The following is a 24,787-nucleotide window of genomic DNA, read 5'->3' on the forward strand; positions in this document are numbered from 1 at the left end:
CCGCCGTCGCCGGCGTCTTCGCCTGCGCGGCGGTGCTGTCGGTCCTGCTGGACGACGCCCCGGCCCGGGCGCCGGCGTCGACCGTGGTCGCGGCGCCGGTGAGCGCCCCGCCGCCGCCCGCCAGCCCGCGAGCCGTGGCGGTGCCCGCCGCCGCCGCGCCGGCCCTTCCGCCGGCCGAGACGGCGGCCGAGACGGTGGCCCTTCCACCGGACCACCCGCCGCCCCGCCCGCCGGCCGAGACGGCCGCGGCCGGGATGGCGGCCCTTCCCGTGCCGCCGCCGCCGCCGGCCGCGCCACCGGCTCCCCCGGACGGCGCGGCCGCGTGGCGGCGCCACGCCGTGCCGGTGCCGGATGCCCAGGGCCGCCCGGCCATCGCCATCGTCATCGACGACCTCGGCGTGGACCGCAGGCGGTCGGCCCGGACGGCGGCGCTGCCCGGGCCGCTGACCCTGGCCTGGCTGCCCTACGCCCAGGACCTGCCGCGGCAGACCGCGGCGGCGCGCGCGGCCGGCCACGAGCTGATGGTGCACCTGCCGATGGAGCCCAGCGTCAAGGCCGATCCCGGCCCCGGGGCGCTGCTGGTCGGCCTGCGGGGCGAGGAGCGCGCGCGGCGGCTGGACGAGGCGCTTGCCGCCTTCGAGGGGTATGTCGGCGTCAACAACCACATGGGCAGCCGCTTCACCGCCGACCGCGAGGCCATGGCGCCGGTGCTGACCGAACTGCACCGCCGCGGCCTGCTCTGGCTGGACAGCCGCACCACGCCCGACACCGCGGGGCCGTCCCTCGCCCGGTCCCTGGATCTGCCCTTCGCCGAGCGCGACGTCTTCCTCGACAACACGCAGACGGTGGCGGCGGTGCAGGCCCAGCTCGCCCGCGCGGAGGCGGTGGCCCGCGCCCACGGCTACGCCATCGCCATCGGCCACCCCCATGACGCGACGCTGGCGGCGCTGGCCGCCTGGCTGCCGGAGCTGCGACGGCGCGGCTTCGTGCTGGTGCCCGTCAGCGCCGTGGTCCGCGCCCGCTGCTCGTGCGGCTGACCCCCCACGCGTTCCCCCGACCCATCCCCGGACCAGGAGAGTTCCATGTCTGAAAAGTACAAGGTGGACGGCATGACCTGCGGCGGCTGCGCCCGCTCCGTCAGCAACGCCATCGTCAAGCTGGTGCCCGCCGCACGGGTGGAGGTCGACCTCCCCTCCGGCACCATCGCCGTGCAGGGGGCTTCCGAGGCGGAGGTGCGCAAGGCGGTGGAAAGTGCCGGTTTCGATTTCCACGGCACGGCGGGCTGATTCCGCACGCCGGTGCGACTCACAACGAAGGCGTTCGATGGGGGACCATCGAACGCCTGTTCGCGGTGCGCCGCGTCACACGGGTGTCCGTGTCACCGGGTGAGACATCCGGGCGGCTGCGGCGGCCGTCCGCCCCCCGGCATCAGGCGGCGATCGGCTCGCGCTGGGTGCGGAGATTGCGACGAACCTGCTCCATCAGCTGCTGCACATGCTCCCGGCTGATGCCGTCCCGGCGCATCAGAGCGACGACGATCGGGTCGTCCAGCATTTCGGACAGACTGGGGGCCGTTCCGGGGCCCATCGGATGGTCCATGCCTTTCCTCCCTCGGCTGGGCGTCGCCTCGGACCGGGCCCTTGCTGAGCCTCTCGCGCCGCGCGACGGTGTTCCGTGACACTAATACAACTCCCGGCACGCTGTCAGTAACGCTTTGGGTGATCGTCGTCCGCCCGCAGCGGACGGTCCTGGTCGAAAGGCATAGCCTCTTCGTCACGGCGCCCGCCGGGGGCCCGCAGCCGGGTCGCCTGTGCCCGGCCGGCGCCGGCACCGGTTCCGGCGACGGTGGCCGCCACCGTCGCCGCTTCCACCGCCGGCCAGGCGAGGCAGAGGGCGGCGGCCCGATCCGCCAGCGCCGCGGCGCCGGCCACCGCCTCGCCCGCGCACAGGGCGCGGAGATCGAGAACGATGTCCTCGTAGGAGGTCACCGCGGCGATGTCGTCGGGAAAGCCGGGGCCGGGGTGGGCGACGGTGAGCCGCACGTCGATCTCCACCGGCCGCCGCTCGCCGGCGTGCCCGGCCAGAGCGACGGACGCGGCGAAGCCGCGCACGAAGATCGTGTAGGTGGCGCCGTCCTCGACGTGGCTGGCGCGCTCGGGGGCGGCTGGCTCGACCAAGTCTGGGTCTCCGGGCAAGGGGGGCAGAGGGGCAGAGGGGCAGGGGGGCAGGGGGGCGAGGGGGGGCGGGGTGGCCGGCAGTATACGCCGGGGCTTCCCGAATGCCAGCCGCCACCATGGTGCGGAAGAGCACTTGAACGGGGCATTCGGGATCTGGTATACCAAAAAAACGAATGGAAATGTCCGGAACGGAGGCCGGACCTTTCCGTTAATGACCGCGCCGGACGGAGGTCCGCGAACCCTGGATGAGGAGGCCGTTGTGCAGATCGCACGCCACCGCTGGTACTCTCCCCGCAACAATTTCGCCGAGGGCGCGGTGCGCGTTTCCGAGGCCTCCGCCGGGCACGTCGTCTTCGTCGACGGGGAAGGGGTGCGGCGGTGCCAGCGTGCCGCCGCGTTCCGCGAACGCTACCGCCTCGCCAGCGGCGCCGAGATCGACGCCACCCTGGCGCGGTGGTGCGAATGACCGCCCCGGTTCTCGGCATGTCCGGCACCCCCGGCCCTGCCGGCCCCGCCGCCGAGGATGGCGACGCCCGGCTCATCGCCGAGGCGGTGCGCGAGCGCCAGGCCCGCCAGCTCGTCAAGAACATCCGCACGGTCGCGTGGTCGGTGCCGGTGACGGCGCTGGTCATGGCGCTGGCGGCCGGCTCCGGCTACGACATCTTCGGTGCCCTGCTGTTCGCCACGGCGCTCGCCGCCTACTCCCGCCTGCTGCGGCGGCACCGCGCCCTGACCGGACGCTGGCGCTTCTACTGAGCGGCGGCGAACGGCACCACGGTGTCGGCCCCGGGGGCCTGCGCCAGCAGGTCGGCGATGGTGCGGTCCAGCACCGGGTGGCGCACGGTGGCGGCGATGTCGGCCAGGGGCCGCAGCACGAAGGCCCGCTCGGCCATGCGGGGGTGCGGCACCACCAGGTCGGCGCTGTCGACCACCCGGTCGCCGCACAGCAGCAGGTCGACGTCGACCTCCCGCGGCCCGAAGCGAGGCCCGCCGCCGCGCCGGCCGAGCGCCGCCTCGATGCGTTTGGCCAGGGCCAGCAGGGCGTGCGGCGCGAGCGCCGTCTCGCCGGTCAGCGCCATGTTGAGGAAGGCCGGCTGGTCGGTGACGTACATCGGCGCGGTCTCGTAGACGGGCGAGCGGGCGGTGACCCGCAGGCCGCCCTCCTCCAGGCGTGTGATGGCCGCCTGGAGGTGGCCGAGTCGGTCGCCCAGATTGCTCCCCAGGGCGAGGTGCACGGTGGCGGTCATGAGAATCTCTCCGGGCGTGGGCAAGAGCGTCGCGGCGGCGCTCGTCCCCACCCCTACGGCGGCGGAGCGTCCCCGTCAACCCGGGCCGGCGGCGAAACGGGCTGCCCCGGTGCGCCGGCGGTGGTATGGTGGGCCGACCGCCACCGCCATGCCCCGCGGGGTGCCATGACGTTCCCGTTCCGCCTGATCGCCGCGACGGCCGCCGCCCTGACGCTGGCGGCGCCGGTGCCGGCCGCCCCGGCGCGGGCGGCGGACGCGCGGTCGCTGTCGGAGATCCGCAAGGACATCGACGCCATCGACCGTGAGCTGCTGGCGCTGTTGAACCGGCGCGCCGGCATCAGCCTGGAGGTCGCGGCGGCCAAGCGGGGCGGGCAGGGGCCGGTGTTCCGGCCCGGGCGCCAGGCCGCGCTGATGCGCCGGCTCGGCGCCGCCGCCGACGGGCCGCTGCCGGCCGTCGCGGCGTGGCGCGTCTGGCAGGAGATCATCGCCGCCTCGGTGGCCCTGCAGGCGCCGTTCACCGTCGCCCACACCGGGGGCGACGGCTACGCTCTCGCCACCGGCTATTTCGGCACCGGCACCGCCCTGGCCGCGCAGGACTCGGCCCGTGCCCTCAGCGACGCGGTGGCGCAGGGAACGGCCGCGGTCGGCGTGCTGCCCCTCGACGCGACCTCCCGATCCGGGGCGTCCGGCGGCGGCGCGCCCGAGGCGTGGTGGCGTTCCCTTCCCGACGGGCCGTTGCGGGTGGTCGCTCGGCTCCCCTTCGTGCCGCCGGCGCCGGGCCATGCCACGGTCGCCGGCTTCGTCCTCGCGCCCTTCGACGCCGATCCCTCGGGCGACGACCGCACGCTGCTGGTGGTCGAGGCGGACGGGGCGGCGGCGGCGGTGCTGGCGGCGCTGTCGGAGCGGGGCTGGCGCGCCCCCGCCGTCCTCGCCCGGACCGGTGGCACCGGCGGGCCGGCCGCGTTCCTGGTGGAGGCGTCCGCCACGCCGCCATCCGCCACCCCGCCACCCGCCACCCCGCCTCCCGCCCCGCCGTCCGCGCGTGTGGCGGGGAGCGCGCTGCGCGCGGTGTCGGTGGTCGGCACCTACGCCGCGCCGCTCGGCGGAACCGGCGCGGTCGCGCCGGGTTTCCCATGAACCGGTTGTCCTGCTCGGGAGGTCAGTCCATGAACATGGTGACGCGTGGGGCGGCGCTGCTCGCCGCCCTGTCGGCGCTGGCCGGCTGCGCCACGGGCGCCGACGAGGCCGCCCTGGTGCAGCGCGCGCAGACGACGATGGTCGGCATGCCGAAGGCGCAGCTGCTCTCGTGCGCCGGCGTGCCGGAACGCCAGGCGGCGGCGGCGGGGCGCGAGTTCTACACCTACGTGGCGCGCAGCGGCTACGCCCAGGGCGGGCCCTCCACCAGCGTCGGCGTGGCCGGCGGCAGCGGCGGCGTGGGGCTGGGCATCGGCTTCGGCTTCCCGCTGTTCGGCGGCGGCACCAGCACGGTCACCTCCAGCGCCTGCGAGGCGACCGTCGTGCTGGACGGCGACGTGGTGCAGCGGGTGACGTTCCCCGCCGGCGGGCGTCTCGCCGACTGCGCCCCGATCGTGCGCAACTGCGTGCCGGCGGCGCCCTGAGGATCTCAGCGGGGGCGGGGGCGGGGGGCGCGGCCGTCGATGACGTAGTGCAGCGCCCGCATCAGCCGGTGGTCGAGCCCGACGTAGCGCAGGGCGAAGCCGTCGGAGGACACCCGCAGCACCTCGCCGTGCCCGTGCACCGTCAGGCTGTGCATGGTCATCGGCAGGTCGAGGGCGAAGGCGATGCGCTCTCCCGGATGGACCAGCGCGGCGGGCGCGTGCCGCACCCGCAGGCCGCCCAGGGACAGGTCGACCAGTGGCAGGCGGTGCCCGCGGTAGACCAGCCAGGCGCCGGCCCCATCGACCCGGCGGTCGTGCCGGCGCTCGCGCCGACGGTCGAGCAGCCGGCGCAGCAGCGACGGGGCGGGGGCCGTGTCGGGCGGGCCGTCGAGGCCGACGGTCATTGGGCGGCCAGCGACAGGGTGCGCGGCGGCGGCGGATCGTCGGCGGCGATGGCGCCGACCAGGCCGCGCAGGCGTTGCGCGATCTCGCCGATGGTCGCCGCGGTGGCGGCGAGCTGCCCGGCGCGGGTGTCGGTGGCCTCCGCGGCGCTGCGCATGGTGACGGTTTCCCTGGCGACCTGACGGCTCTCCTGCACCGCCGTGTCGATGGCGTCGCGGGCGTCGCGGGCCGCCGTCGCGACGTCGCCGATGGAGCCGGCCACATCGGCCGCCTCGCCGTTGGCGTGGCCCATGCTCGCGGCGATCTTCTGCGCCGCGTCGGCCTGCTCGCCGACGGCGGCGGAGACCGCGTGGACCGAGCCGTTGAGCGTCTCGACCACCCCGGTGATGGCGCGGATCACCGCCACGGCGTCGTCGGCCCCGGACTGGATGGCGGAGATCTTGCGCTCGATGTCCGCCACGGCGCTGCCGGTCTGGCCGGCCAGCGTCTTCACCTGCGAGGCGACGACGGCGAAACCCTTGCCGGCCTCGCCGGCCCGCGCCGCCTCGATGGTCGCGTTGAGCGCCAGGAGATTGGTCTGCTCGGCGATCTCGCGGATCAGCGACAGCACGTCGCCGATCGCCCCGGCGGCCCGGCCGAGGTCGTCCACCGTGGCGCTGGCCCTGCCGGCATGGGTCATGGCGCTCTCCACCACCCGGCGGGCGGCGGCCATGCTCTCCTCGATGGCGGCGATCCGGGCGGTGACCCGCCCGGCGTCGGCGGTCGCCTGGCCGATGTGGTCGGCCATGCTGGCGGCGGCCCGGTCGATGGCGGCGGCGTGGTCGTCGACGGAGCGGACCACCCCGGCCATGCGGTCGATGCCGTCGCGCACGGTGCCGGACTTGGTGGCCACCATGGCCGCCTTGGCGGTGGTGTCGCGGGCCTGCACCGCCAGCTCCGACGACAGGGCCGACAGGGCGCCGGCGGCGACCGAGAGGTCGCGGGCGCTGTCGGCGACCCCGCCGACGACCTGCTCGATGTTGTCGATCAGGCGGTTGTAGGCGAAGGCCAGCTCCGACGCCTCGTCGCCGGACCCCTCGTCCAGGCGGACCTTGAGGTCGGCGCCACCGCGCGACAGGGCCAGCAGATTCGCCAGCAGGCCCCCGGTGCCCAGGGTGGCGCCGTGCTCCGCCTCGTTGAGGCCGAGCAGTTCATGCTCCCGGGACACCCGCATGCCGCCGTTCAGACCGGTGTCGAGCAGCTTGAAGAACGCCAGGGAGATCCCGAACGCCCAGACGAAGGCCGTCGCCACGCCCTGCGCCTGGACCAGGAACTGGTCCAGCACGCCACCCGCCGGGAGCTTGTCCGGCGTGGCGAAGAAGGCGACCAGCAACGTGCCCCAGGCGCCGCACACGCCGTGCACCGCCACCGCGCCCACCGCATCGTCGAGCTTGAAGGCCCGTTCCAGCACCTCACCGGCGACCAGCACGACGATGCCCGCCGAGGCGCCGATGAACAGCGCCCCCACCGTGCTCACCGCGTCGCAGCCGGCGGTGATGGCGACCAGCCCGCCGAGCACGCCGTTGATCACCCGGTCGACCCGCCACAGCCGGTCGAGCACGCGGCCGAGAATCATGCTGAAGAGGCCGCCGACCGCGCCGGCGACGATGGTGTTGAAGACGATGTGGGCGAACTGGGGCGTGCCGGCCAGGGTCGAGCCGCCGTTGAAGCCGATCCAGCCGACCCACAGGATAAGCGCGCCCGAGGTGGCCAGGACCGGGCTGTGGCCCTGGATCGGCGTGGGGCGGCCGTCGGCGTCGAACCGGCCGATCCGCGGTCCCAGCACGATCACCGCGGCCAGCGCGACCCAGCCGCCGACCGAGTGCACGACGGTCGAGCCGGCGAAGTCGACGAAGCCCTGGCCGCTCAGCCAGGTGGTGTTGCCCGTGTCGAGCAGGTTGCCCCACGCCCAGTGCCCGAACACCGGGTAGACCACCCCGGACACGAACATGGTGGCGAAGAGATAGCTGTTGAACCGCATGCGCTCCGCCACCGCGCCGGAGACGATGGTCGCCGCCGTGCCGCAGAACACGAGCTGGAAGACGAAGAAGGCGTAGTCCCAGTCGTTGGCGTGGTTGAAGGCCAGCATGTCGGTGTTCCAGCCGATCCAGCCGCCCCAGGACGTGCCGAACATCACGGCGAAACCGATCGCCCCGAAGATCGACACGGCCAGGACGAAGTCGACGAGGTTCTTCTGGGCCACGTTGATGGAGTTCTTGGAGCGGACCAGCCCGGCTTCCAGCAGCAGGAAGCCCACCTGCATGAACATGACCAGCGCCGCCGCCGCCATCACCCAGACGAAGTTGAGGTTGGCCTGGATCTTCTCGACGGCCTCCAGACGCGCCAGAACCTCGGCGGTCTGCGCCGCCGCCGGCCCGGTCGCCATCATCACAGCCACCATCACGCCCGCCGCCAGCCCGGCCGTCCCTCGGGCGACCACGAGCGTCTCCGGCGCAGCGGCGACCCGCCGCGCCACGGAAAGGCTGTCATTGGCCCGACCCATGGTCCTGCCAGTGCGCCACCACGGCGACAAGCCGTCGTTCATCGTCACTGCCCCGCCTCTTCGTGTTGCAGATCGTGCGAAACAAATGCAAAGAAAGATTATTTTCATTGGCCTGTAACATATGCAATGAGAGGTGGTCAACGCAATCCCTGTGCGTTCCGCTGGGGCATTCGCGGCGTGAGTATTGGTGACGTGTTGTGCGTTTGCATAGATTATCAGCTCTTCAGCGCCCGCGAGGCGGGCGCGCCAGGCCGCATCGCCGCGAGTCCGGCGTGCCCACGGGAGGGGCGGCCTCGCCGGCCGCTCGGCCATCTGCCTAAAAAACGGGCGGAGCGGGGCGGCGGTCAGGCCGGTGAGCCCGTCCTCCGGGCCCGGCCGGACGCGCGCCGTCCCGCGGTCGCCGGTGCGTCGGCCGCGACTCCGGCGCCCGGCCCGGGGGGCGCCCGGCCCGGGGCGGCCGGGGGACGGCGGTTGGCGGGCCGGTCGTTCGTTCTATTTCCCCGGTGCCGCCGGCGCGCTACGGTCGCGCTCGCGCCCGCGCAACGAGAACCGCAAAGGGAGGAATGGGTCGATGGAGATGTCCGGCCGCTACCGCATCGAAGCACCGCGCCTTCGGGTGTGGGAGGCGCTGAACGACCCGGAGGTGCTGCGCCAGTGCATCCCGGGCTGCGAGGAGGTGCAGAAGACCTCGGACACCGAGTTCGCCGCACGGGTGCAGGCCAAGGTGGGACCGGTCAGCGCCCGCTTCGCCGGCAAGGTGACGCTGGGCGACCTCGCCCCCCCGCAGGGCTGCACGATCACCGGCGAGGGGTCCGGCGGCGCCGCCGGCTTCGCCAAGGGCAGCGCCGCCGTGCGGCTGGAGGAGGAGGACGGGGGCACGATCCTGACCTACACGGCCGACGCCAAGGTGGGCGGCAAATTGGCGCAGGTCGGCTCCCGCCTCATCCAGGGGACGGCCCGCAAACTGGCCGATGACTTCTTCGCGCGCTTCGCCGAGGTGGTCGGGGGCGGCACGCCGGCGGCGGCTCCGGCGGCGCCCCCGGACAATTCGCCGCAGCCCGCGCCAGGCTTGGCTTCCGGCGCCGTCGCCCCGCCGCCCGAACTGCCCGTGCCGGTGCCCGCCGGGCGGGGGGCGGGGGGCTTCTACCTGCCCTGGGCCGCCGTGGCGACGGCGGCCGCGCTGTTGCTGTTCCTGTGGAGTTTCGCCTGATGCGGAGCCACCGGGCGCCCCTCGCCGGGGTTGGCCTTTAGACCAATATGTGTATCCTGCCGGCGCACCCGTTGGCGGCCGGCCGGGGCGTGACGCCGTCGGCCGGGACCTCCATCTGGCCACCGCCATACCACCGTGCCGGCCCCAACCGGCGCCACCAGCAAGGGGAAACCGACCCATGAACAAGAAGCTGCTCCTCGCCGCAACCGTCGCTCTCGGCCTGGCGTCGACCGGCGCCCTGGCCGCCGGCGACGCCGCCAAGGGCAAGGACGTCTTCAAGGACTGCATGGCCTGCCACACCGTCGAGGCGGGAAAGAACAAGGTCGGGCCGAGCCTCCACGGCGTCGTCGGCCGTGCGGCCGGGGCCATCGACGGCTTCCGCTATTCCAAGCCGATGAAGGAGAAGGCCGAGGCCGGCTACACCTGGACGCCGGAGAACCTGACGGCCTACCTGAAGGCGCCCAAGCAGATCGTTCCCGGCGGCACCATGGCCTACGCCGGCCTGGAGAAGTCGCCGAAGTGGAAGGGCGACCCGGACGCCGCGGCCGCCGATCTGATCGCCTACCTGGAAGAGCAGAGCAAGTGAGCGCTGCGGCCTTTCGCCGCAGCGCCATGGCGGCCGGCCGGAGGGGCGACCCTCCGGCCGGTTGCGTTCTCACCCCCCGGCCGGGGGCTCAGGCCGCCGACGTGCCCAGGCTCTTGCTGGCCACCTCGTAGACGTCGGGCGACAGCCCGGGCTGCGCGACGATCCGCCGCAGTTCGCTCAGCATCAGCTCCTGGCGGGCAGCGTCGAAGCGCCGCAGGCGCGAGAACGGCCCCATCAGGCGCGCCGCGACCTGCGGGTTGAGGGCGTCGAGGCGCAGCACCTGGTCGGCCAGAAACGCGTAGCCGGCACCCGACGCGTCGTGGAAGCGAACGGGATTGCCGCCGGCGAAGGCGCCGATCAGGGCGTAGGCCTTGTTGGGGTTGCGGATCTCGAACGCGGGGTGGGACAGCAGCCGGGTCACGTCGGCCAGCGCCTCGGGACGCTTCGAGGTGGCCTGCACCATGAACCACTTGTCGACCACCAGCGGCTCGCCCTTCCAGCGCTCGTAGAACCCGGACACCGCCTCGTCGCGCTCGGCGGCGGTGGTGTCGGCCAGGCACTGCAGGGCGGCGATCACGTCGGTCATCGCGTGGCCGCCATGGAACTGGCCGAGGCACAGGCCCAGCGCCTCGTCGTCCGGCTCGGCCATCAGATAGGCCAGACCGAGGTTCTTGAGGGCGCGCCGGCCGATCGCCGCGGCATCCACGGAGAAGGGGTGGTTGCCCCCGTTGCCGCGGTGGACCGCGAGCCAGCGCGGCCGCAGCGCCCGGGCGAGGGTGCGCCGCGCCGCCTCCCGGACCTCATGGATCGCCACGGGGTCCACCACCTCCATTTGGGTGGCGAGGTAGGCTTCCCCGGGCAGCACCAGCGCCTGGGCGGCAAAGGCCGGGTCGGCCGCGGCGGTGTCCAGCAGGGCGGTGAAGGCGGCGAGATAGGCGTCGGGAAGCGCGGCCGGGCGGCCGGCGGCGCGCTCGGCGACCAGGGCGAGAAGGACGCGCGTGCCCAGCGTCTGGCCGGCTTCCCATCGGTTGAAGGCGTCGCTGTCGTTGGCCATGAGGAAGGCGAGGTCGGCGTCGGAGACGTCGCTGCGCAGGCGCACCGGCGCCGAGAAGCCGCGCAGCAGCGAGGGCACCGGGCGGGCCGGGACGTCCTGGAACTCGAACACCTCCTCGGCCCGCGTCAGCTCGAGAACCCGCGACGTCCCGGCGGGGCGGTCCTCGCCGGCCAGGCGCAGCGGCAGGTCGCGGCCGTCCGGTCCCAGCAGGCCCATGGCCAGCGGGATGTGCATCGGCCGCTTGTCCGGCTGCCCGGGGGTGGGCGGCACGGCCTGGCGCACGGTCAGGCGGTAGGTGCGCGCCGCCGCGTCGTGGTGGCCGAGGACGGTGAGTTCCGGCGTGCCGGCCTGGCGGTACCAGAGCTTGAAGTGGTCGAGATCGACCCCGCTGGCGTCGGCCATGGCGGCGGCGAAATCGTCGCAGGTCACCGCCTGTCCGTCATGGCGCTGGAAATAGAGGTCCATGCCCTTGCGGAATCCCTCCCCGCCCAGGAGGGTGTGCATCATGCGGATGACCTCGGCCCCCTTGTCGTACACGGTGGGGGTGTAGAAGTTGTTGATCTCCACGTAGGAGTCGGGCCGCACCGGGTGGGCCATGGCGCTGGCGTCCTCCGGGAACTGGACGGTGCGCAGGCGCTGCACCTCGGCGATGCGCTTGACCGGGCGGGAGTTCATGTCGGCGCTGAACTCCTGGTCCCGGAACACCGTCAGCCCTTCCTTCAGCGACAGCTGGAACCAGTCGCGGCAGGTGACCCGGTTTCCCGTCCAGTTGTGGAAATACTCGTGCGCCACCACCGCCTCGATGTTGAGGAAATCCTGGTCGGTGGCGGTTTCCGGCTTCGCCAGAACGAATTTCGTGTTGAAGACGTTCAGCGATTTGTTTTCCATCGCCCCCATGTTGAAGTCGCCGACGGCGACGATGTTGAAGACGTCCAGGTCGTACTCGAGCCCGAACACCTCCTCGTCCCACGCCATGGACTTCTTCAGCGAGGCCATGGCGTGGCCCACCTTGTCCTCGTTGCCGGGCTCGACGTGGATGCGCAGGGCGACCTCGCGGCCCGACGCGGTGCGGAAGCGGTCCTCCACCGTGCGCAGGTCGCCGGCCACCAGGGCGAACAGATAGCAGGGCTTGGGGAACGGGTCCTCCCAGCGGGTCCAATGCCGCCCGCCGGGGGCGTCGCCGGATTCGACGAGGTTGCCGTTCGACAGCAGCACCGGATGGCGCGCCTTGTCCGCCTCGATGCGGGTGGTGTAGCGCGCCATCACGTCGGGACGATCGGGGAAATAGGTGATCTTGCGGAACCCCTCGGCCTCGCACTGGGTGCAGAAATTGCCCGACGAGGTGTAGAGCCCCTCCAACGCGGTGTTCTCGTGGGGCTTGATGCGGACCACCGTCTCCAGCCTGAAGGCGGCGGGCACCCGCGGCACCGTCAGCCGCTCGGCGTCGACGCTGTAGCAGTCCGCGGTCAGCGGCGTGCCGTTGAGCGCCACGGACACCAGTTCCAGGCGCTGCCCGTCGAGGACCAGCGGCGGGTGGACCGTCGCGTCCTCGGCCTCCGCGGCGGCCGGGTTGCGCCGCACCGTCATCACCGCGTGGACGGTGGTGACCGTCTCGCGCAGGTCGAAGTGCAGGTCGACGGTGTCGACGAGGTGGGCGGGCGGCCGATAGTCCTGAAGGAGGATGGCCTTGGGCGTGCCTTTGTCCATGGGCGGCGTCTCTGGGTGGGGTCACAGGGTGTTCTGGATAGGTGTGTCCCTGCCGTCGCCGTTCAACCCGCCGTCTGCCCCGATCCGCCGCCCGTTCTGCCCGCCCGTTCCCCCCGCCACCCGGACTGGCGTCACGCCATCAACGTCAGCACGCCCAGGCTGACGGTGGACACCGCCAGCGCGCCGACCGAGCGGCGGGCGACGCGCACCGCGTCCTCCTCCTTGCCCTCCTCGACCAGGCGCAGGGCCATGATGTTGGCGAAGATCGCGGCGAACAGGGTGAGGACATGGACCAGCGTCAGGGCGCCATAGGCCGGCATGCCCATGAGCATGCCGATGATGGCCAGGACGCCCGCCTGCAACGCCGCGGACCGCGCGATGGGGTCCCAATGCTCGCGGGCGACCACGGCTTCGAGGGGGCTGGTCTGGGGGCGCTCGATGTCCAAGCTCATGGCTGGATCCTCCCTTGCAATCTCCGGGGCGTCCCCGCCCGCTCCGGGTGCGGGGGCGCCCGTATCCCCGTCACGTCAGGTGGGGCCACCGCGCGGGCTGGCAAGGGCCGGCAGCGGGGTGCTCCGTTTTCGCATTGACCGCGGCCGCGGCCGGGGCTCACCTGCGCTGAACACGTCGGCAGGGGGGTGGTTCCGTGGATACGCTGTTCGGAGCGCTGGTGGTGTTCTTCGTGGTCATCGACCCGGTCGGGCTGGTGCCGATCTTCCTTGGCCTGACCCAGGGATTCGACGCCCGGCGCAAGCGCACGATCGCCCTGCGGGGGACGGCCATCAGCCTGGCCATCGTGGTCTTCTTCGCCTATCTCGGGCGCTCCGTCCTGGACACGCTGGGCATCGATATGGCGGCCTTCCGCATCGCCGGCGGCGCGCTGCTGTTCTGGATCGCCTTCGAGATGCTGTTCGAGCGGCGCACCGACCGCAAGGAGCGGGCGGCGGGCGAGGCCCGCACCGACGAGGAGGCCCACGACCTCGCGGTGTTCCCCCTGGCCATCCCGTTGATCGCCGGCCCGGGGGCGATCACCTCCATCATGCTCCTGATGGACCGCTACGGCGCCGACGCCGGGGGGCAGGCGATGGTGCTGGGGGCCGCCGCCCTGGTCATCGCCGCGGTGGCGGCGGTGCTCAGCGTGGCCGACACGGTGGGCCGCCTGCTCGGCCGCACCGTGATCCACACCGTGAGTCGCATCCTCGGCATCGTCCTGGCGGCGCTGGCCACCCAGACCGTCCTGTCCGGCATCACCACGATCTATCCTCCGGGGTGACGCTCGGTGGCGGCGCTTTGCAGCGCTCGATTGCTGTCCTAGGGTGGGTCGACTGGTTTTGTCTCGAACGGTTTCCATGGCGATGGCCGCGACCCACCGATGATCGACGGATGACCGAGAGCACGGCATCGCTGTTCGCCCTGTCGATCGATCCGCGTGCCCTGTGCGTGGTGATCGCGGTCAACCTGCTGGCCATCGCGGTCGCGGTGCTGTTCTCCGCGCGCACCTATCCGGCGCCGACGTCGCGGTCGATGCTGGCGTTCGGCGTCGGCAAGCTTCTCTCCGCCGCCGGCTTCGCGCTGATCGCCTTGCGGTCCGACCTGCACCTTGGCCTGTCGGCGGTGCTCGGGAACGCGCTCACCATCGCCGGGTTCGCCATGAACCTCTCCGCCGTGCGCATCCTGCAAGGGCGCTCGCCGGGCTTCGGCGTCGTGGTCGCCCTGGCGGCGGCGATGGCGGCGGGGTCCGCCCTGTTCACCATCGCGGTGCCGAACCTGCAGGCGTTGCGGGTCACCACGGGGGCGCTGGGACTCGCCGTCTGCGGGCCGCTCGCGTACGAGTTGCTGGTGCGCTACCACGGCCCGGGGCGGTCCCACCGGCTGGCCGGGGGCATCCTTCTGGCGATGATGGCGATCATCGCCGTGCGCATCGCCGACGCCCTGTTCGTCGCCGGTCCGCACCCGCTGGTGATCGATCCCGGGCCGGTGGAGGCGCTGTTCTTCCTGGGGATCTATTTCGGGACCACGGTGGCGACGCTGAACTTCATCTTGATGTACAACGACGCGTTCAACGACGAGCTGCGGCGGCTGACCCTCGTCGACCCCCTCACCGGCGTGGCCAACCGCCGCCACCTGTTCGCACGGGCGGAGGAGGAGGTGGGCCGCTCCCGCCGCTCCGCCCGGCCGCTGTCCGTGCTCGTGGTCGACGTCGACCACTTCAAGCGGGTCAACGACGGCTGGGGCCATGCGGTGGGCGACCTGGCGCTGGAGGCGGTGGCGGACACCATCCGGACCGAGCTGCGCGCCATCGACCTGCTGGCGCGTCTGGGCGGCGAGGAGTTCGTGGTGCTGTTGCCGCGCGCCGGGGCCGACGAGGCGGCGGCGGTCGCCGAGCGGCTGCGCGCGGCGATCGCCGCCCTGGAGGTGGAGGTGAGCCCGCCGCTGCGCCTGACGGTCAGCGTCGGCGTTGCGGCCCTCGCCGGTGGCGACGCGGCGTTCGCGGCCGTCCTGCGGCGCGCCGACGAGGCGATGTACCGCGCCAAGGCGGCCGGCCGCGACCGCGTCCATCTGGCGCCGCCGCTGGCGGCGCGGGAGACGGTGTAGCCGGCGCGCCCGCGATCAGACGTGGAAGCTCTCGCCGCAGCCGCAGCGGCCCTTCTCGTTCGGATTGCGGAACCGGAAGCCCGTCTCGAACTTGTCGTCGACGAAGTCCATCTCGCTGCCGATCAGGAACATCACCGCGTCGGGGGCGATCAGGACGGTCGCGCCCTTGTCCTCGACGATCTCGTCGAACTTGAGCTTCTCCTTGGCGTACTGGATGTCGTAGCTGAGGCCGGAGCAGCCGCGCGCCTTCACGGCGATGCGCAGGCCGATCATGTCGTCGGGGGCCTTCGCCATGAGGTCCTTGACGCGCGCGGCGGCGGCGTCGGTCAGGGTGATCGCCTGGGGTGCAGCCATGGGTGTCCTCGTTCAGTACATGTCCAGCTGGACTTTGGCGACATCGGACATCATGTCCGGCTGCCAGGGCGGTTCCCACACCAGCTCCACCGTGCACTCCTCCACCCCGTCCACGCAGGCGATCGCCTGCCGGACCTGTTCGGGCAGCTCGCCGGCGACCGGGCACATCGGGCTGGTCAGGGTCATGTCGACGGCCACCTTGTGCGCGGCGTCCACGTCGATGCGGTAGATCAGGCCGAGCTCCCAGATGTCGACCGGGATTTCCGGGTCGTAGCAGGTCTTCACCGCGGCCACGACGGCGTCCATCAGCGGCTGGCGGGGATCGGCTTCGGCGGTGGCGGCCCCAGCGGCGGGGCCGGCGGCGTCCGCGGGCTGGTTCGCGATCGCGTCGTCGGGCATCGCGCTCTCCATGGGCTGGCTCATTCGCTGGACGCCTTCGCCTCGCCGGCGATGGCGGCGTTCATGGCGTGCCACGCAAGCGTGGCGCACTTGACCCGCACCGGGAACTGGCGGACGCCGGACAGCACCATCAGCTTTTCCATGGCGTCCTCGTCGACCGGGCCGTGGTCGTGGTGGTCCTCCTCCTCCTTGGTGCACAGGTCGTGGAAGGTCTCGAACAGGGTCCGGGCCTCGTGCTTGGTCTTGCCGCGCACCAGCTCGGTCATCATCGAGGCGCTGGCGGTCGAGATGGCGCAACCGCGCCCCTCGAACGCGCAGTCTTCCACCAGCCCGGCGTCGTTCACCTTGAGATAGATGGTGAACTTGTCGCCGCACATGGGATTCTCGCCCCGGGCCTCGCGGTTGGCGTCGGCGGGGTGGCGCAGGTTCCGCGGATTCTTCCCGTGGTCCAGGATGACCTCCTGGTAGAGTTCGCGCAGCTCGTCCATCATGCTCCGAAGAACTCCTTGGCCGCTTGCACCGCGTCGACCAGGGCGTCGACCTCGGCGCGGGTGTTGTAGAGGGCGAAGGACGCCCGGGCGGTGGCGCCGATGCCGAAGCGCTCCATCAGGGGCTCGGCGCAGTGCTGGCCGACCCGCACGGCGACGCCGTACTGGTCGACCACCGTGCCGAGGTCGTGCGGGTGCACGCCGTCGACCGTGAAGGAGACGATGGCCGCCTTGCCCGGGGCGGTGCCGACGATGCGCAGCCCCTCCACCGCGGACAGGCGCTGGGTCGCATAGACCAGCAGGTCGTGCTCGTGGGCGGCGATGGTCTCGCGGCCGATCGCCTCGACGTAGTCGATGGCCGCCCCCAGCCCGACCGCCTCGACGATCGGCGGGGTGCCCGCCTCGAAGCGCATCGGCGGCTCCTTGAAGGTGGTGCCGGCGAAGCTGACGGACTGGATCATATCGCCGCCGCCCCGGTAGGGCGGCATCTTGCGGAGCAGCTCGTGCTTGGCGTACAGCACGCCCAGCCCGGTCGGGCCGTAGAGCTTGTGGGCGGTGAAGACGTAGAAGTCGACGTCGAGATCGCTCACGTCGACCGGGCCGTGCACCGCCGCCTGGCTGCCGTCGAGCAGCACGGGCACGCCGCGGGCGTGGGCCAGCCGCACGATCTCCTTGGCCGGCGTCACCGTGCCCAGCACGTTGGAGCAGTGGGTGATCGCCACCAGCCGGGTGCGCGGCCCCAGCAGGGCCGCGTAGGCGTCCATGTCGAGCACGCCGTCGTCGTCGACCGGCACGACCTTGATCGCCACCCCCGTCTGCATCTGCAGGAGCTGCCACGGCACGATGTTGGCGTGGTGCTCCATGACCGAGAGGACGATCTCGTCGCCCTCCTGCAGGAAGGTCCGCCCGTAGCTGGCGGCCACCAGGTTGATGGCGTCCGTCGCGTTGGCGGTGAAGACGATGGTGTCGTCGGACGGCGCGCCGAGGAACCCCGCCACCTTGGCGCGAACCGCCTCGAAGGCGTCGGTGGCGCGCTGCGACAGCACGTGGACGCCGCGGTGGATGTTGGCGTAGTCCTCGAGCATGAAGCGGGTCATGGCGTCGATGACCGCGCGCGGCTTCTGGGCGCTGGCGCCGCTGTCCAGGTAGACCAGCGGTTTGCCGGGCCGGCCGGACCGGTCGTGCACCGTCTGCGCCAGCACGGGGAAATCGGCGCGCACGCGCGCGACGTCGAAGGGGGCGCCGGTGGCGGCGACGCGGGCGAGGTGGGTCATGGCGTGCCTCCGCGGCGCGTCGCCAGCCAGTGGTCCACCACGCCCTGGAAGGCCGCGCGCACGCCCTCCTCGGGAATCTCGTCGATCGCCTCGGCCAGGAACGAGCCGATCAGCAGGCCGCGCGCCTGGTTGATCGGGATGCCGCGGGAGCGCAGGTAGAACAGCGCCTCGTCGTCGAGCTCGCCGGCCGTCGCGCCGTGGCTGCACTTCACGTCGTCGGCGTAGATCTCCAGCTCCGGCTTGGCGTCGATCTCCGCGGTGTCGGAGAGCAGGAGCGCCCGGTTGAGCTGGTGCCCGTCGGTCTTCTGGGCGTCGGGGCGGACGATGATCTTGCCCTGGAACACGCCGCGCGCCCGGTCGTCGATGGCGCCCTTGTAGACCTCACGGCTGGTGCAGTGGGGCTGGGCGTGGTCGATGAGGGTGGTGGTGTCGCAATGCTGCTCCCCCGCCACCAGATAGGCGCCGCTGACGTGGCAGGTGCCGCCGGTGCCGTCCAGCACCGTGCGCACCTCGTTGCGGGCGAGGCGGGCGCCGGCGCTGAGGATGAAGTTGTCGTAGCAGGCGCTGCGGCACACCCGGGCGGCGGTGTGCGCGGTGTGGAAGGCGTTGTCCTGCTCGCGCTGGACCTTGTAGTGGTGCAGGGTGGCGCCGTCGCCCACCTCGATCTCCGCCACATGGTTGGCGAAGGTGGGGGCGCCGCCCAGGCCGATGTGGTGTTCGACCACCGTCGCCCGGCTGTTCGCCTCGGCGACGATCAGGGTGCGGGGGTGGAACGCCGTGGCGCGCCCGTCGCCGCCCAGCGACACGAAGACGATCTCCACCGGCTCGTCCACCGTCACGCCGCGGGCGATCCGCAGCACCGGGCCGTCGGCGAGGAAGGCGGTGTTGAGTGCCACCAGCGGGTGCTCGTCGGTCACCGCCAGGCGGCCCAGACGGTCGCCCACGAACTCGGGATGGGAGGCCATGGCGTCGGCGAGGCCCAGCAGCTCCACCCCCTCCGGCAGCCCGGCGGTGGAGGACAGGTCCGCGCGCAGCCGGCCATCGACGAACACCAGCCGCGGCCCGGGCGCGCCGTCGGTGCGCACCGTCGGCAGCACGTCGAAATGGGCGCCGGTGGCGGCCGCGGTGGCCGGCTCGAAGGCCACCTTCTCCAGCGGCCGCAGGGACGTGTACTTCCAGGCTTCCTGGCGCACCGTGGGCAGGCCGAGCGCGGCGAAGCGGTCGCGTCCCTGTTCGCGCAGGTCGCGCACCCAAGACAGGGCGGCCCCGGGCAGCGAGCCCTGCAGCCGCTCGAACGGCTCCAGGAACGGCCGGGCGGCGTCGGTGTCGCCGATGCGGATCGATCGGGTCGTGGTCATGGGTCAGGCCGCCTCGTCCGCGCCGAAGTCCTTGTAGCCCGTCTGCTCCAGCTCCATGGCCAGCTCCTTGCCGCCGGAGCGCTGGATGCGGCCCTGGGCCAGCACGTGCACGCAGTCCGGCACGATGTAGTTCAGCAGGCGCTGGTAGTGGGTGATCACCAGCATCGACCGCTCGGGCCCGCGCAGCGCGTTGACGCCGTCGGCGACGATCTTCAGGGCGTCGATGTCGAGGCCGCTGTCGGTCTCGTCGAGGATGGCGAACCGCGGCTCGAGCACCGCCATCTGGAGCGTCTCGTTGCGCTTCTTCTCGCCGCCGGAGAAGCCGACGTTGACCGCCCGCTTCAGCATCTCCTCGGTCATGCTGAGTTCCTTGGTCTTGGTCCGGACCAGCTTGAGGAACTGCATGGCGTCGAGCTCGCCTTCGCCGCGGTGCTTGCGCATGGCGTTGAGCGCCGACTTCAGGAAGGTCATGTTGGCGACGCCGGGGATCTCCACCGGGTACTGGAAGGCCAGGAACAGGCCGGCGGCGGCACGCTCCTCGGGCTCCAGCTCCAGCAGGTCCTGGCCGTAGAAGCTCACCGAGCCGTCGGTGACCTCGTAGCCGTCGCGCCCGGCCAGCACGTAGGAGAGCGTGCTCTTGCCCGAGCCGTTGGGCCCCATGATGGCGTGCACCTCGCCCGGCCGGATCGTCAGGTCGATGCCCTTGAGGATTTCCTTGCCGTCGACGGTGGCGTGCAGGTTCTTGATTTCGATCATCTGTGGTCTTCCTTGGGTGCGCCTGCTCGGCTGACTGCCAGGACGTGGGGGATGGCGAGGGGGAGGGAGGTCAGCCGACGCTGCCCTCCAGGCTGATGCCGACCAGCTTCTGGGCTTCCACGGCGAACTCCATGGGCAGCTCCTTCAGGACCTCCTTGCAGAAGCCGTTGACGATCAGCGACACCGCGTCCTCCTCGGACAGCCCGCGCTGGCGGCAGTAGAAGAGCTGGTCGTCGCTGATCTTCGCCGTGGTCGCCTCGTGCTCCACCCGGGCCGTGCGGTTGCGGCTCTCGATGTAGGGCACGGTGTGGGCGCCGCACTTGTCGCCGATCAGCAGGCTGTCGCACTGGGTGTGGTTGCGCGCGCCCTCGGCCTTGGGCAGGATCTTCACCAGCCCGCGATAGGTCTGCTGCGCCTTGCCGGCGGAAATGCCCTTGGACACGATGGTCGAGCGGGTGTTCCGGCCGATGTGGATCATCTTCGTGCCGGTGTCGGCCTGCTGGCGGTTGTTGGTGATCGCCACCGAATAGAACTCGCCCACCGAGTTGTCGCCCTGCAGGATGCAGCTCGGGTACTTCCAGGTGATCGCCGAGCCGGTCTCCACCTGGGTCCAGGAGATCTTCGAGTTCACGCCGCGGCAGGCGCCGCGCTTGGTGACGAAGTTGTAGATGCCACCCTTGCCGTTCTCGTCGCCGGGATACCAGTTCTGCACCGTGGAGTACTTGATGGTGGCGTTGTCGAGCGCCACCAGTTCGACCACCGCGGCGTGCAGCTGGTTCTCGTCGCGCTGCGGGGCGGTGCAGCCCTCCAGGTAGGAGACGGTGCTGCCCTCGTCGGCGATGATCAGGGTGCGCTCGAACTGGCCGGTGTTCTTCTGATTGATGCGGAAGTAGGTGGACAGCTCCATCGGGCAGCGCACCCCCTTGGGGATGTAGACGAAGGAGCCGTCGGTGAACACCGCCGAGTTCAAGGTGGCGAAGAAGTTGTCCGTGTAGGGGACCACCGAGCCGAGATACTTCTGCACCAGGTCCGGGCACTTGTGCACGGCCTCGGAGATGGCGCAGAAGATGATGCCGATCTCCTCCAGCTTGGCCTTGTAGGTGGTGGCCACGGAGACGCTGTCGAACACCGCGTCGACCGCCACCGCCGGGGTCTGGTCCTCGGTGCCTTCGACCCCCGCGAGGATGGCCTGCTCCCTCAGCGGGATGCCCAGCTTCTCGTAGGTGCGCAGCAGTTCGGGGTCGACCTCGTCCAGCGACTTCGGCTTGTTCTGCAGCTTGGGCGCCGCGTAGTAGTAGGCGTCCTGATAGTCGATCGGCCCGTACTCAAGCGCCGGCCAGTGCGGCTCCTTCATGGATTTCCACGCCTCGAACGCGCGCAGGCGCCAGCTCAGCAGCCACTCCGGCTCCTCCTTCTTGGCGGAGATGAAACGGATGATGTCCTCGTCCAGGCCCTTGGGGGCCATGTCCGCGTCGATGTCCGTCGTGAAGCCGTACTTGTACTTCTGCTCGGCGAGGGCGCGGACCTGTTCGGTGGTGTCCATCGTGCCAGCCATGGTGGGTCGTGCTCCTGATACTGCCGTGTCGGCGTAAGGTCCTCGAGTGGTCGGCCGCGGCCCCGGCGGTGCCGGCGGCGCGCCCGCGGCTGCGGCGCGCTAGTTCGCCGCCGCCGCCGCCGCTCGCCGTCGCGGTGGCGGCGCGTCGCCGGGCGGCGGTGTCCACACCGGCGTCATCATGTCGGCCAACGTCACCTGCTCCAGCGCGGCGCGCACCGCCGCATTGATCTTTTCCCAGTTGCCGCGCATGGGGCACAGGTTTTCCACCCCGCACTGGTCGTCGGCGCCATCCACGCAGGCGGTCAGCGCGATCGGGCCGTCGAGCGCGGTGACGATGTCGGCGATGGTGATGGCGCCGGCGGGCCGCGCCAGGGCGTAGCCGCCGGTGGCCCCGCGGTGCGAGGTCATCAGGCCGGCCGGGGCCAGCGTCTTCATCAGCTTGGCGACCGTCGGCGCGGGCACGCCCGTGCGCTCCGCCATGTGGGCGACGGTGTGAACCGCGCCCCGCTGGCGGGCCATCTCGCTCATCACGACGATGGCGTAGTCGGTCAGCTTGCTGATTCGGATCATGGTCGCTCCCACCCGCGGGCGGCCGCAACCGGCGCCGCCGCATCAATCCGGACTGTTCTGGTCCAGATTAGGTGGTCGACCTCGGCCGAAAGTCAAGCGGCAGCGTCGGATACCGGCCGGCCGGGGCGCCATGCTAGACCACGGCGGGGGGATGTGCCAGCGCCCTCCACTCAACACCGCTGGGCCCCGCCGTCCGCGTGCCGCCGTCCGTGCGCGGCCCGCAAACACAGACGGCCCCGCCACGGGGGCGGGGCCGTCTGACCGACATCCGGGGAGGCGTCAGGAGGGCTTCTTGGCCTCCTCCTTGGCGGCGCGCTTGCCGTCCTCGGCCATGTCCTTGGCCGTGCCCTTCGCGTGCGCCATCGCGTCCTTCGCCGCACCCTTGGCGTCGGCCATCGCCTCCGTGGCGTCCTCGCGGACCGAGTCGGCGGCGGCCCGCGCTGCCCGGCTGCCGCGGTCCATCATGTCCTCGGCGTAATGGCGCGCGCGGTCGTAGGCGTCGTCGGCATAGTCGCCGACCCAGCGGTCCTCGTACCGGGTCGACGGGATGCTGGCACCCAGCGCCGCCCCCATCGCCACGCCCAGGACGCCGGCCACCAGGGGGTGGTCGTCGACCATGTCCCAGAACCCGCTGGCGGCACCGCGGGCGCGCAACGACGCCGCGCGGCGGTAGCGGCCGGCCTCGCTGCGGAAACGCTCGGCCCGCTGGCCGTACCCCTCGGCCTGCTGGCCGAGCTCCTCGGCGCGGGCGCCGGCCGTGTCGCGGGCCCGGCCCAGCGCCGCGCCGGCCCGGTCGCCGGCCGACCGCAGGGACTCGCCGGCCCGTTCGTAGGCCTGCTCGGTGGCGTCGTAGACCCGCTCACCGGCCCGGGACGCCCGTTCACCGACGTAGCGGGCGGCGGCGGTCGCGCGGTCCCGGGCGTCCCGCACCGTGCGGCTGTTGGCGACGCGGCGGTCGTAGCCGCTTCCCGACAGCAGCAGCCAGCCGACGCCGAGACCGATCATCGCCAGGGGAATCGGGTTGGAGCGAACGGTGTCGCTCCAGGACCCGCCGCCCGAAGCCTCGTGCATCTCCTCGACGTCGTAGGAGCCGGGGTAGTGGGTCGTCTGGTTCGTGCGAGTCATGGTTCTCTCCATCCTGATCGGTTCCGGCGCCGGACGCCGCCCGCCGCCACCGGTGGCGACGGTCGGTCGGGCGTCCGGTCCTTCGGGGCGGGCCTCAACGGCCCGGGTCCCGCGGGGTGGGCCTCAACGGCCCGGGTCCCGCGGGGTGGGCCTCATCGGCCCAGGTCCTTCGGGGTGGGCCTCATCGGCCCAGGTCCTTCGGGGTGGGCCTCATCGGCCCAATTGCGACTGCGCCCAGCGCTTGTCCTGGCGCAACGTCTCGATGGTCCGGTCCGGCTGCAGATTGGCCGGCCGCAGGCGGCTCCGGCCCACCATCAGGACGATCAGCCCCACCACCAGCACCGCGCCACCGACGATCAGCGCCGCCAGCCAAGGCTCCACCACCGTGGCCAGGCCGAGCGTCGCCGCGGCCAGCAGGCACAGCAGTCCGGCGAAGCCGATCAGGCCGCCCGCGGCGACCAGCGCCGCGCCGCCGGCGGCGGCACCGACCTTCTCCGACACCTCGGTCCTGGCCAGCGCCATCTCCGCCCGAACGAGATTGGCCATGTCGCGGGCGAGGTCGGCGAACAGGCCGGTCACCGAGCGGTCGGCGCGCGGTGGCCGATCGTGGTGGGTGCGGTCTTCGGCGACGCTCACGGCTTGAACTCCTGCGGCTTCACGCCGAGCGGCGCGGCGCCCTCGGCCGGCGTCGGGCCGGGCGACGGCGGGGTGTCGGGCAGGGCCGACGGCCCGGGCGCGCGGGCGACGCCCGAGGAGGCGGAGTCCGTCACGGCGGCCCCCGCCGGTGCGCTCACCGGCGCCGCCGGCACGGGCAGGTCGGCCGGCGGCATGCCGGGCGGGGCGTAGCGCCCCTGGGCCGCCGCGTAGGGCGACGCCGGGTGCGGGGCCGGCACGTCCGGGCGGCGTTCGCCGGAGCTCTTCACGAAGCGGGAGACCAGGAAGCCGACGGCGAAGGCGGCGCCGACGAAGATCTCCGGCCGGCGTCGGGCGTAGCCCTCCACGATGCCGACGAGATCGTCGATGGTGGAGTCGCGCAGGGTGTCGGCGACCTGTCCGACGCGATCCGCCGCGCTGTCGACGTAGTGGGCCGCCGGCCCCTGGTTCTCCTGATCGAGCTGCTGCGCCGCCTGGTGCAAGGCGTGGGCGACGCCGCCGAGCTGGTCGGCGGCGCGGTGCGATTGCTGCTCGAACAGGGAGCGGATGCGGTCGCGCGCCGTTCCCACCAGGTGATGGCCCTGGTCCACGGCCTGGTCGCGCATCGCGCCCGCCTCATGCCCCGCCCGGTCCATGGCGTCGCGGGCTTTTCGTTCCGCCCAGTGGCCGTCGGACGTGTCGCGCCTTGCCATGCTGATCCTCCTCACGGGCTTCGTTGCGATCCGGCGGGCACGCTGTGCGCGATCCCGCCGTGCCGATTCTCGACCGGATAACACTTCCCGGGGGTCGCGGTTCCGGGCGCCTCCTGCCGGGGCCGCGCCGGTGGTCCGGCGGCGGCCCCCGCCGCGCGGGGGGCGTTGCCGGCGGAGAACCGGCGGTGGCGTGATAAACCCTGGCGCGCGGCGCTCGCGGCGGGGGAACCCGCGGCGACCCCGCCCCGACTCGGGACAGAGGCTTGACGCGGGGCGGGGGAAGGGCGCACCCTAGGTGCCGTGACGATGATGCGACAGGCAGCATCGGACGCACGGAGCCGACCGGCGCACGCGCCGGCCGGATGAACGGTCGGATTGCCAGAGGCAACCGTTCGGCCGTCGCACGGCTCCGGGTGCCGCCCC

The 24,787-nt window shown here is 72.4% G+C and carries 28 protein-coding genes; 10 read left to right on the plus strand and 18 right to left on the minus strand.

The genetic code is table 11. The features are described from left to right. The coding region (locus AC6H2I_RS18970) for a divergent polysaccharide deacetylase family protein (protein WP_497502254.1) at positions 1–1,037 on the plus strand (1,037 nt) is incomplete at its 5' end. 45 nt (positions 1,038–1,082) lie between these two features. Beyond that, positions 1,083–1,286, plus strand: coding sequence for a heavy-metal-associated domain-containing protein (locus AC6H2I_RS18975; RefSeq protein WP_497502255.1), 204 nt, complete (start codon positions 1,083–1,085; stop codon positions 1,284–1,286). A gap of 142 nt (positions 1,287–1,428) precedes the next feature. On the opposite strand, the gene AC6H2I_RS18980 is transcribed toward AC6H2I_RS18975, so the two are convergent. Next, entirely contained in the window at positions 1,429–1,599 is a 171-nt protein-coding gene (locus AC6H2I_RS18980; RefSeq protein ID WP_497502256.1) for a hypothetical protein, read from the minus strand. A 104-nt stretch (positions 1,600–1,703) separates the two neighbouring features. Next, positions 1,704–2,177 carry a hypothetical protein gene (locus AC6H2I_RS18985; RefSeq protein WP_497502257.1) on the minus strand — a complete coding sequence of 158 codons (474 nt, stop codon included), beginning with the start codon at positions 2,175–2,177 and terminating at the stop codon, positions 1,704–1,706. 259 nt (positions 2,178–2,436) lie between these two features. Here AC6H2I_RS18985 and AC6H2I_RS18990 point away from each other — a divergent pair, with 259 nt between their 5' ends. After that, positions 2,437–2,643 (plus strand): hypothetical protein, encoded by a 207-nt coding sequence (locus tag AC6H2I_RS18990; RefSeq protein ID WP_497502258.1) that lies wholly within the window; start codon positions 2,437–2,439, stop codon positions 2,641–2,643. After that, positions 2,640–2,933 carry a hypothetical protein gene (locus AC6H2I_RS18995; RefSeq protein ID WP_497502259.1) on the plus strand — a complete coding sequence of 98 codons (294 nt, stop codon included), beginning with the start codon at positions 2,640–2,642 and terminating at the stop codon, positions 2,931–2,933. The genes AC6H2I_RS18990 and AC6H2I_RS18995 overlap by 4 nt, the downstream gene beginning before the upstream one ends. Here AC6H2I_RS18995 and folK read toward each other — a convergent pair. Then, the gene (gene folK, locus AC6H2I_RS19000) at positions 2,927–3,424 is read right to left on the minus strand and encodes a 2-amino-4-hydroxy-6-hydroxymethyldihydropteridine diphosphokinase (RefSeq protein WP_497502260.1); all 498 of its coding nucleotides are present in this window, start codon (positions 3,422–3,424) and stop codon (positions 2,927–2,929) included. The genes AC6H2I_RS18995 and folK overlap by 7 nt on opposite strands. A gap of 165 nt (positions 3,425–3,589) precedes the next feature. On the opposite strand from folK, the gene AC6H2I_RS19005 reads away from it, so the two are divergent. Beyond that, a complete protein-coding gene (locus AC6H2I_RS19005; protein WP_497502261.1) occupies positions 3,590–4,561 on the plus strand; it encodes a chorismate mutase in 972 nt (323 codons plus the stop codon). A 29-nt stretch (positions 4,562–4,590) separates the two neighbouring features. Continuing rightward, on the plus strand, positions 4,591–5,043 hold the full coding sequence (locus AC6H2I_RS19010; protein ID WP_497502262.1) for a hypothetical protein: 453 nt from the start codon (positions 4,591–4,593) through the stop codon (positions 5,041–5,043). A 5-nt stretch (positions 5,044–5,048) separates the two neighbouring features. Here AC6H2I_RS19010 and AC6H2I_RS19015 read toward each other — a convergent pair whose 3' ends face one another. Then, a complete protein-coding gene (locus AC6H2I_RS19015) occupies positions 5,049–5,447 on the minus strand; it encodes a PilZ domain-containing protein (protein WP_497502263.1) in 399 nt (132 codons plus the stop codon). Further along, a complete protein-coding gene (amt, locus tag AC6H2I_RS19020; protein ID WP_497502264.1) occupies positions 5,444–7,924 on the minus strand; it encodes an ammonium transporter in 2,481 nt (826 codons plus the stop codon). Before amt ends, AC6H2I_RS19015 begins: the two co-directional genes overlap by 4 nt. Positions 7,925–8,558: 634 nt before the next feature. On the opposite strand from amt, the gene AC6H2I_RS19025 reads away from it, so the two are divergent. Beyond that, positions 8,559–9,197 carry an SRPBCC family protein gene (locus AC6H2I_RS19025; protein WP_497502265.1) on the plus strand — a complete coding sequence of 213 codons (639 nt, stop codon included), beginning with the start codon at positions 8,559–8,561 and terminating at the stop codon, positions 9,195–9,197. Positions 9,198–9,375: 178 nt separating this feature from the next. Next, positions 9,376–9,783 carry a c-type cytochrome gene (locus AC6H2I_RS19030; protein ID WP_497502266.1) on the plus strand — a complete coding sequence of 136 codons (408 nt, stop codon included), beginning with the start codon at positions 9,376–9,378 and terminating at the stop codon, positions 9,781–9,783. Between the two features lie 88 nt (positions 9,784–9,871). Here the strand turns inward: AC6H2I_RS19030 and pepN are convergent, their stop codons facing one another. Together pepN and AC6H2I_RS19040 are read right to left on the minus strand one after the other, a co-directional pair. Then, positions 9,872–12,544, minus strand: coding sequence for an aminopeptidase N (gene pepN / locus AC6H2I_RS19035; protein WP_497502267.1), 2,673 nt, complete (start codon positions 12,542–12,544; stop codon positions 9,872–9,874). Positions 12,545–12,675: 131 nt separating this feature from the next. Continuing rightward, positions 12,676–12,996, minus strand: a complete 321-nt coding sequence (locus tag AC6H2I_RS19040; protein ID WP_497502269.1) for a hypothetical protein — start codon at positions 12,994–12,996, stop codon at positions 12,676–12,678. A gap of 194 nt (positions 12,997–13,190) precedes the next feature. Here AC6H2I_RS19040 and AC6H2I_RS19045 point away from each other — a divergent pair, with 194 nt between their 5' ends. Next, a complete protein-coding gene (locus AC6H2I_RS19045; protein ID WP_497502270.1) occupies positions 13,191–13,817 on the plus strand; it encodes a MarC family protein in 627 nt (208 codons plus the stop codon). Positions 13,818–13,927: 110 nt separating this feature from the next. After that, a complete protein-coding gene (locus AC6H2I_RS19050; RefSeq protein WP_497502271.1) occupies positions 13,928–15,139 on the plus strand; it encodes a GGDEF domain-containing protein in 1,212 nt (403 codons plus the stop codon). A gap of 15 nt (positions 15,140–15,154) precedes the next feature. On the opposite strand, the gene AC6H2I_RS19055 is transcribed toward AC6H2I_RS19050, so the two are convergent. From AC6H2I_RS19055 to AC6H2I_RS19105, 11 genes are all read right to left on the minus strand, one after another. Beyond that, on the minus strand, positions 15,155–15,493 hold the full coding sequence (locus tag AC6H2I_RS19055; protein ID WP_497502272.1) for a HesB/IscA family protein: 339 nt from the start codon (positions 15,491–15,493) through the stop codon (positions 15,155–15,157). A gap of 12 nt (positions 15,494–15,505) precedes the next feature. After that, positions 15,506–15,916 (minus strand): SUF system Fe-S cluster assembly protein, encoded by a 411-nt coding sequence (locus AC6H2I_RS19060; protein ID WP_497502273.1) that lies wholly within the window; start codon positions 15,914–15,916, stop codon positions 15,506–15,508. After that, positions 15,913–16,383 (minus strand): Fe-S cluster assembly sulfur transfer protein SufU, encoded by a 471-nt coding sequence (gene sufU / locus AC6H2I_RS19065; protein ID WP_497502274.1) that lies wholly within the window; start codon positions 16,381–16,383, stop codon positions 15,913–15,915. Before sufU ends, AC6H2I_RS19060 begins: the two co-directional genes overlap by 4 nt. Further along, positions 16,380–17,654, minus strand: a complete 1,275-nt coding sequence (locus AC6H2I_RS19070) for a cysteine desulfurase (protein WP_497502275.1) — start codon at positions 17,652–17,654, stop codon at positions 16,380–16,382. The genes sufU and AC6H2I_RS19070 overlap by 4 nt, the downstream gene beginning before the upstream one ends. Next, a complete protein-coding gene (sufD, locus tag AC6H2I_RS19075) occupies positions 17,651–19,012 on the minus strand; it encodes a Fe-S cluster assembly protein SufD (protein WP_497502276.1) in 1,362 nt (453 codons plus the stop codon). Before sufD ends, AC6H2I_RS19070 begins: the two co-directional genes overlap by 4 nt. Positions 19,013–19,015: 3 nt before the next feature. Further along, positions 19,016–19,768 carry a Fe-S cluster assembly ATPase SufC gene (gene sufC, locus AC6H2I_RS19080; RefSeq protein ID WP_497502277.1) on the minus strand — a complete coding sequence of 251 codons (753 nt, stop codon included), beginning with the start codon at positions 19,766–19,768 and terminating at the stop codon, positions 19,016–19,018. A gap of 70 nt (positions 19,769–19,838) precedes the next feature. Further along, positions 19,839–21,323, minus strand: a complete 1,485-nt coding sequence (gene sufB, locus AC6H2I_RS19085; RefSeq protein WP_497502278.1) for a Fe-S cluster assembly protein SufB — start codon at positions 21,321–21,323, stop codon at positions 19,839–19,841. A 99-nt stretch (positions 21,324–21,422) separates the two neighbouring features. Continuing rightward, complete coding sequence (locus tag AC6H2I_RS19090) at positions 21,423–21,893, minus strand: SUF system Fe-S cluster assembly regulator (RefSeq protein ID WP_497502279.1); 471 nt, start codon at positions 21,891–21,893, stop codon at positions 21,423–21,425. A 279-nt stretch (positions 21,894–22,172) separates the two neighbouring features. After that, the gene (locus AC6H2I_RS19095) at positions 22,173–23,018 is read right to left on the minus strand and encodes a hypothetical protein (RefSeq protein WP_497502280.1); all 846 of its coding nucleotides are present in this window, start codon (positions 23,016–23,018) and stop codon (positions 22,173–22,175) included. Positions 23,019–23,228: 210 nt separating this feature from the next. Then, entirely contained in the window at positions 23,229–23,654 is a 426-nt protein-coding gene (locus AC6H2I_RS19100) for a phage holin family protein (protein ID WP_497502281.1), read from the minus strand. Further along, positions 23,651–24,364: a hypothetical protein gene (locus AC6H2I_RS19105; RefSeq protein WP_497502282.1), complete on the minus strand. Its 714-nt coding sequence runs from the start codon at positions 24,362–24,364 to the stop codon at positions 23,651–23,653. Before AC6H2I_RS19105 ends, AC6H2I_RS19100 begins: the two co-directional genes overlap by 4 nt. Between the last annotated feature and the right edge of the window lie 423 nt (positions 24,365–24,787).

The organism is Azospirillum sp. NS33 (assembly GCF_059703765.1).

Coding starts and splice junctions, on each gene's coding strand:
- AC6H2I_RS18975 (WP_497502255.1), top strand. CDS start 1,083: ATGTCTGAAAAGTACAAGGTGGACGGCATGACCTGCGGCGGCTGCGCC.
- AC6H2I_RS18980 (WP_497502256.1), bottom strand. CDS start 1,599: ATGGACCATCCGATGGGCCCCGGAACGGCCCCCAGTCTGTCCGAAATG.
- AC6H2I_RS18995 (WP_497502259.1), top strand. CDS start 2,640: ATGACCGCCCCGGTTCTCGGCATGTCCGGCACCCCCGGCCCTGCCGGC.
- folK (WP_497502260.1), bottom strand. CDS start 3,424: ATGACCGCCACCGTGCACCTCGCCCTGGGGAGCAATCTGGGCGACCGA.
- AC6H2I_RS19005 (WP_497502261.1), top strand. CDS start 3,590: ATGACGTTCCCGTTCCGCCTGATCGCCGCGACGGCCGCCGCCCTGACG.
- AC6H2I_RS19010 (WP_497502262.1), top strand. CDS start 4,591: ATGAACATGGTGACGCGTGGGGCGGCGCTGCTCGCCGCCCTGTCGGCG.
- AC6H2I_RS19015 (WP_497502263.1), bottom strand. CDS start 5,447: ATGACCGTCGGCCTCGACGGCCCGCCCGACACGGCCCCCGCCCCGTCG.
- AC6H2I_RS19025 (WP_497502265.1), top strand. CDS start 8,559: ATGGAGATGTCCGGCCGCTACCGCATCGAAGCACCGCGCCTTCGGGTG.
- AC6H2I_RS19030 (WP_497502266.1), top strand. CDS start 9,376: ATGAACAAGAAGCTGCTCCTCGCCGCAACCGTCGCTCTCGGCCTGGCG.
- pepN (WP_497502267.1), bottom strand. CDS start 12,544: ATGGACAAAGGCACGCCCAAGGCCATCCTCCTTCAGGACTATCGGCCG.
- AC6H2I_RS19040 (WP_497502269.1), bottom strand. CDS start 12,996: ATGAGCTTGGACATCGAGCGCCCCCAGACCAGCCCCCTCGAAGCCGTG.
- AC6H2I_RS19050 (WP_497502271.1), top strand. CDS start 13,928: ATGACCGAGAGCACGGCATCGCTGTTCGCCCTGTCGATCGATCCGCGT.
- AC6H2I_RS19055 (WP_497502272.1), bottom strand. CDS start 15,493: ATGGCTGCACCCCAGGCGATCACCCTGACCGACGCCGCCGCCGCGCGC.
- AC6H2I_RS19060 (WP_497502273.1), bottom strand. CDS start 15,916: ATGAGCCAGCCCATGGAGAGCGCGATGCCCGACGACGCGATCGCGAAC.
- sufU (WP_497502274.1), bottom strand. CDS start 16,383: ATGATGGACGAGCTGCGCGAACTCTACCAGGAGGTCATCCTGGACCAC.
- AC6H2I_RS19070 (WP_497502275.1), bottom strand. CDS start 17,654: ATGACCCACCTCGCCCGCGTCGCCGCCACCGGCGCCCCCTTCGACGTC.
- sufD (WP_497502276.1), bottom strand. CDS start 19,012: ATGACCACGACCCGATCGATCCGCATCGGCGACACCGACGCCGCCCGG.
- sufC (WP_497502277.1), bottom strand. CDS start 19,768: ATGATCGAAATCAAGAACCTGCACGCCACCGTCGACGGCAAGGAAATC.
- sufB (WP_497502278.1), bottom strand. CDS start 21,323: ATGGCTGGCACGATGGACACCACCGAACAGGTCCGCGCCCTCGCCGAG.
- AC6H2I_RS19090 (WP_497502279.1), bottom strand. CDS start 21,893: ATGATCCGAATCAGCAAGCTGACCGACTACGCCATCGTCGTGATGAGC.
- AC6H2I_RS19095 (WP_497502280.1), bottom strand. CDS start 23,018: ATGACTCGCACGAACCAGACGACCCACTACCCCGGCTCCTACGACGTC.
- AC6H2I_RS19105 (WP_497502282.1), bottom strand. CDS start 24,364: ATGGCAAGGCGCGACACGTCCGACGGCCACTGGGCGGAACGAAAAGCC.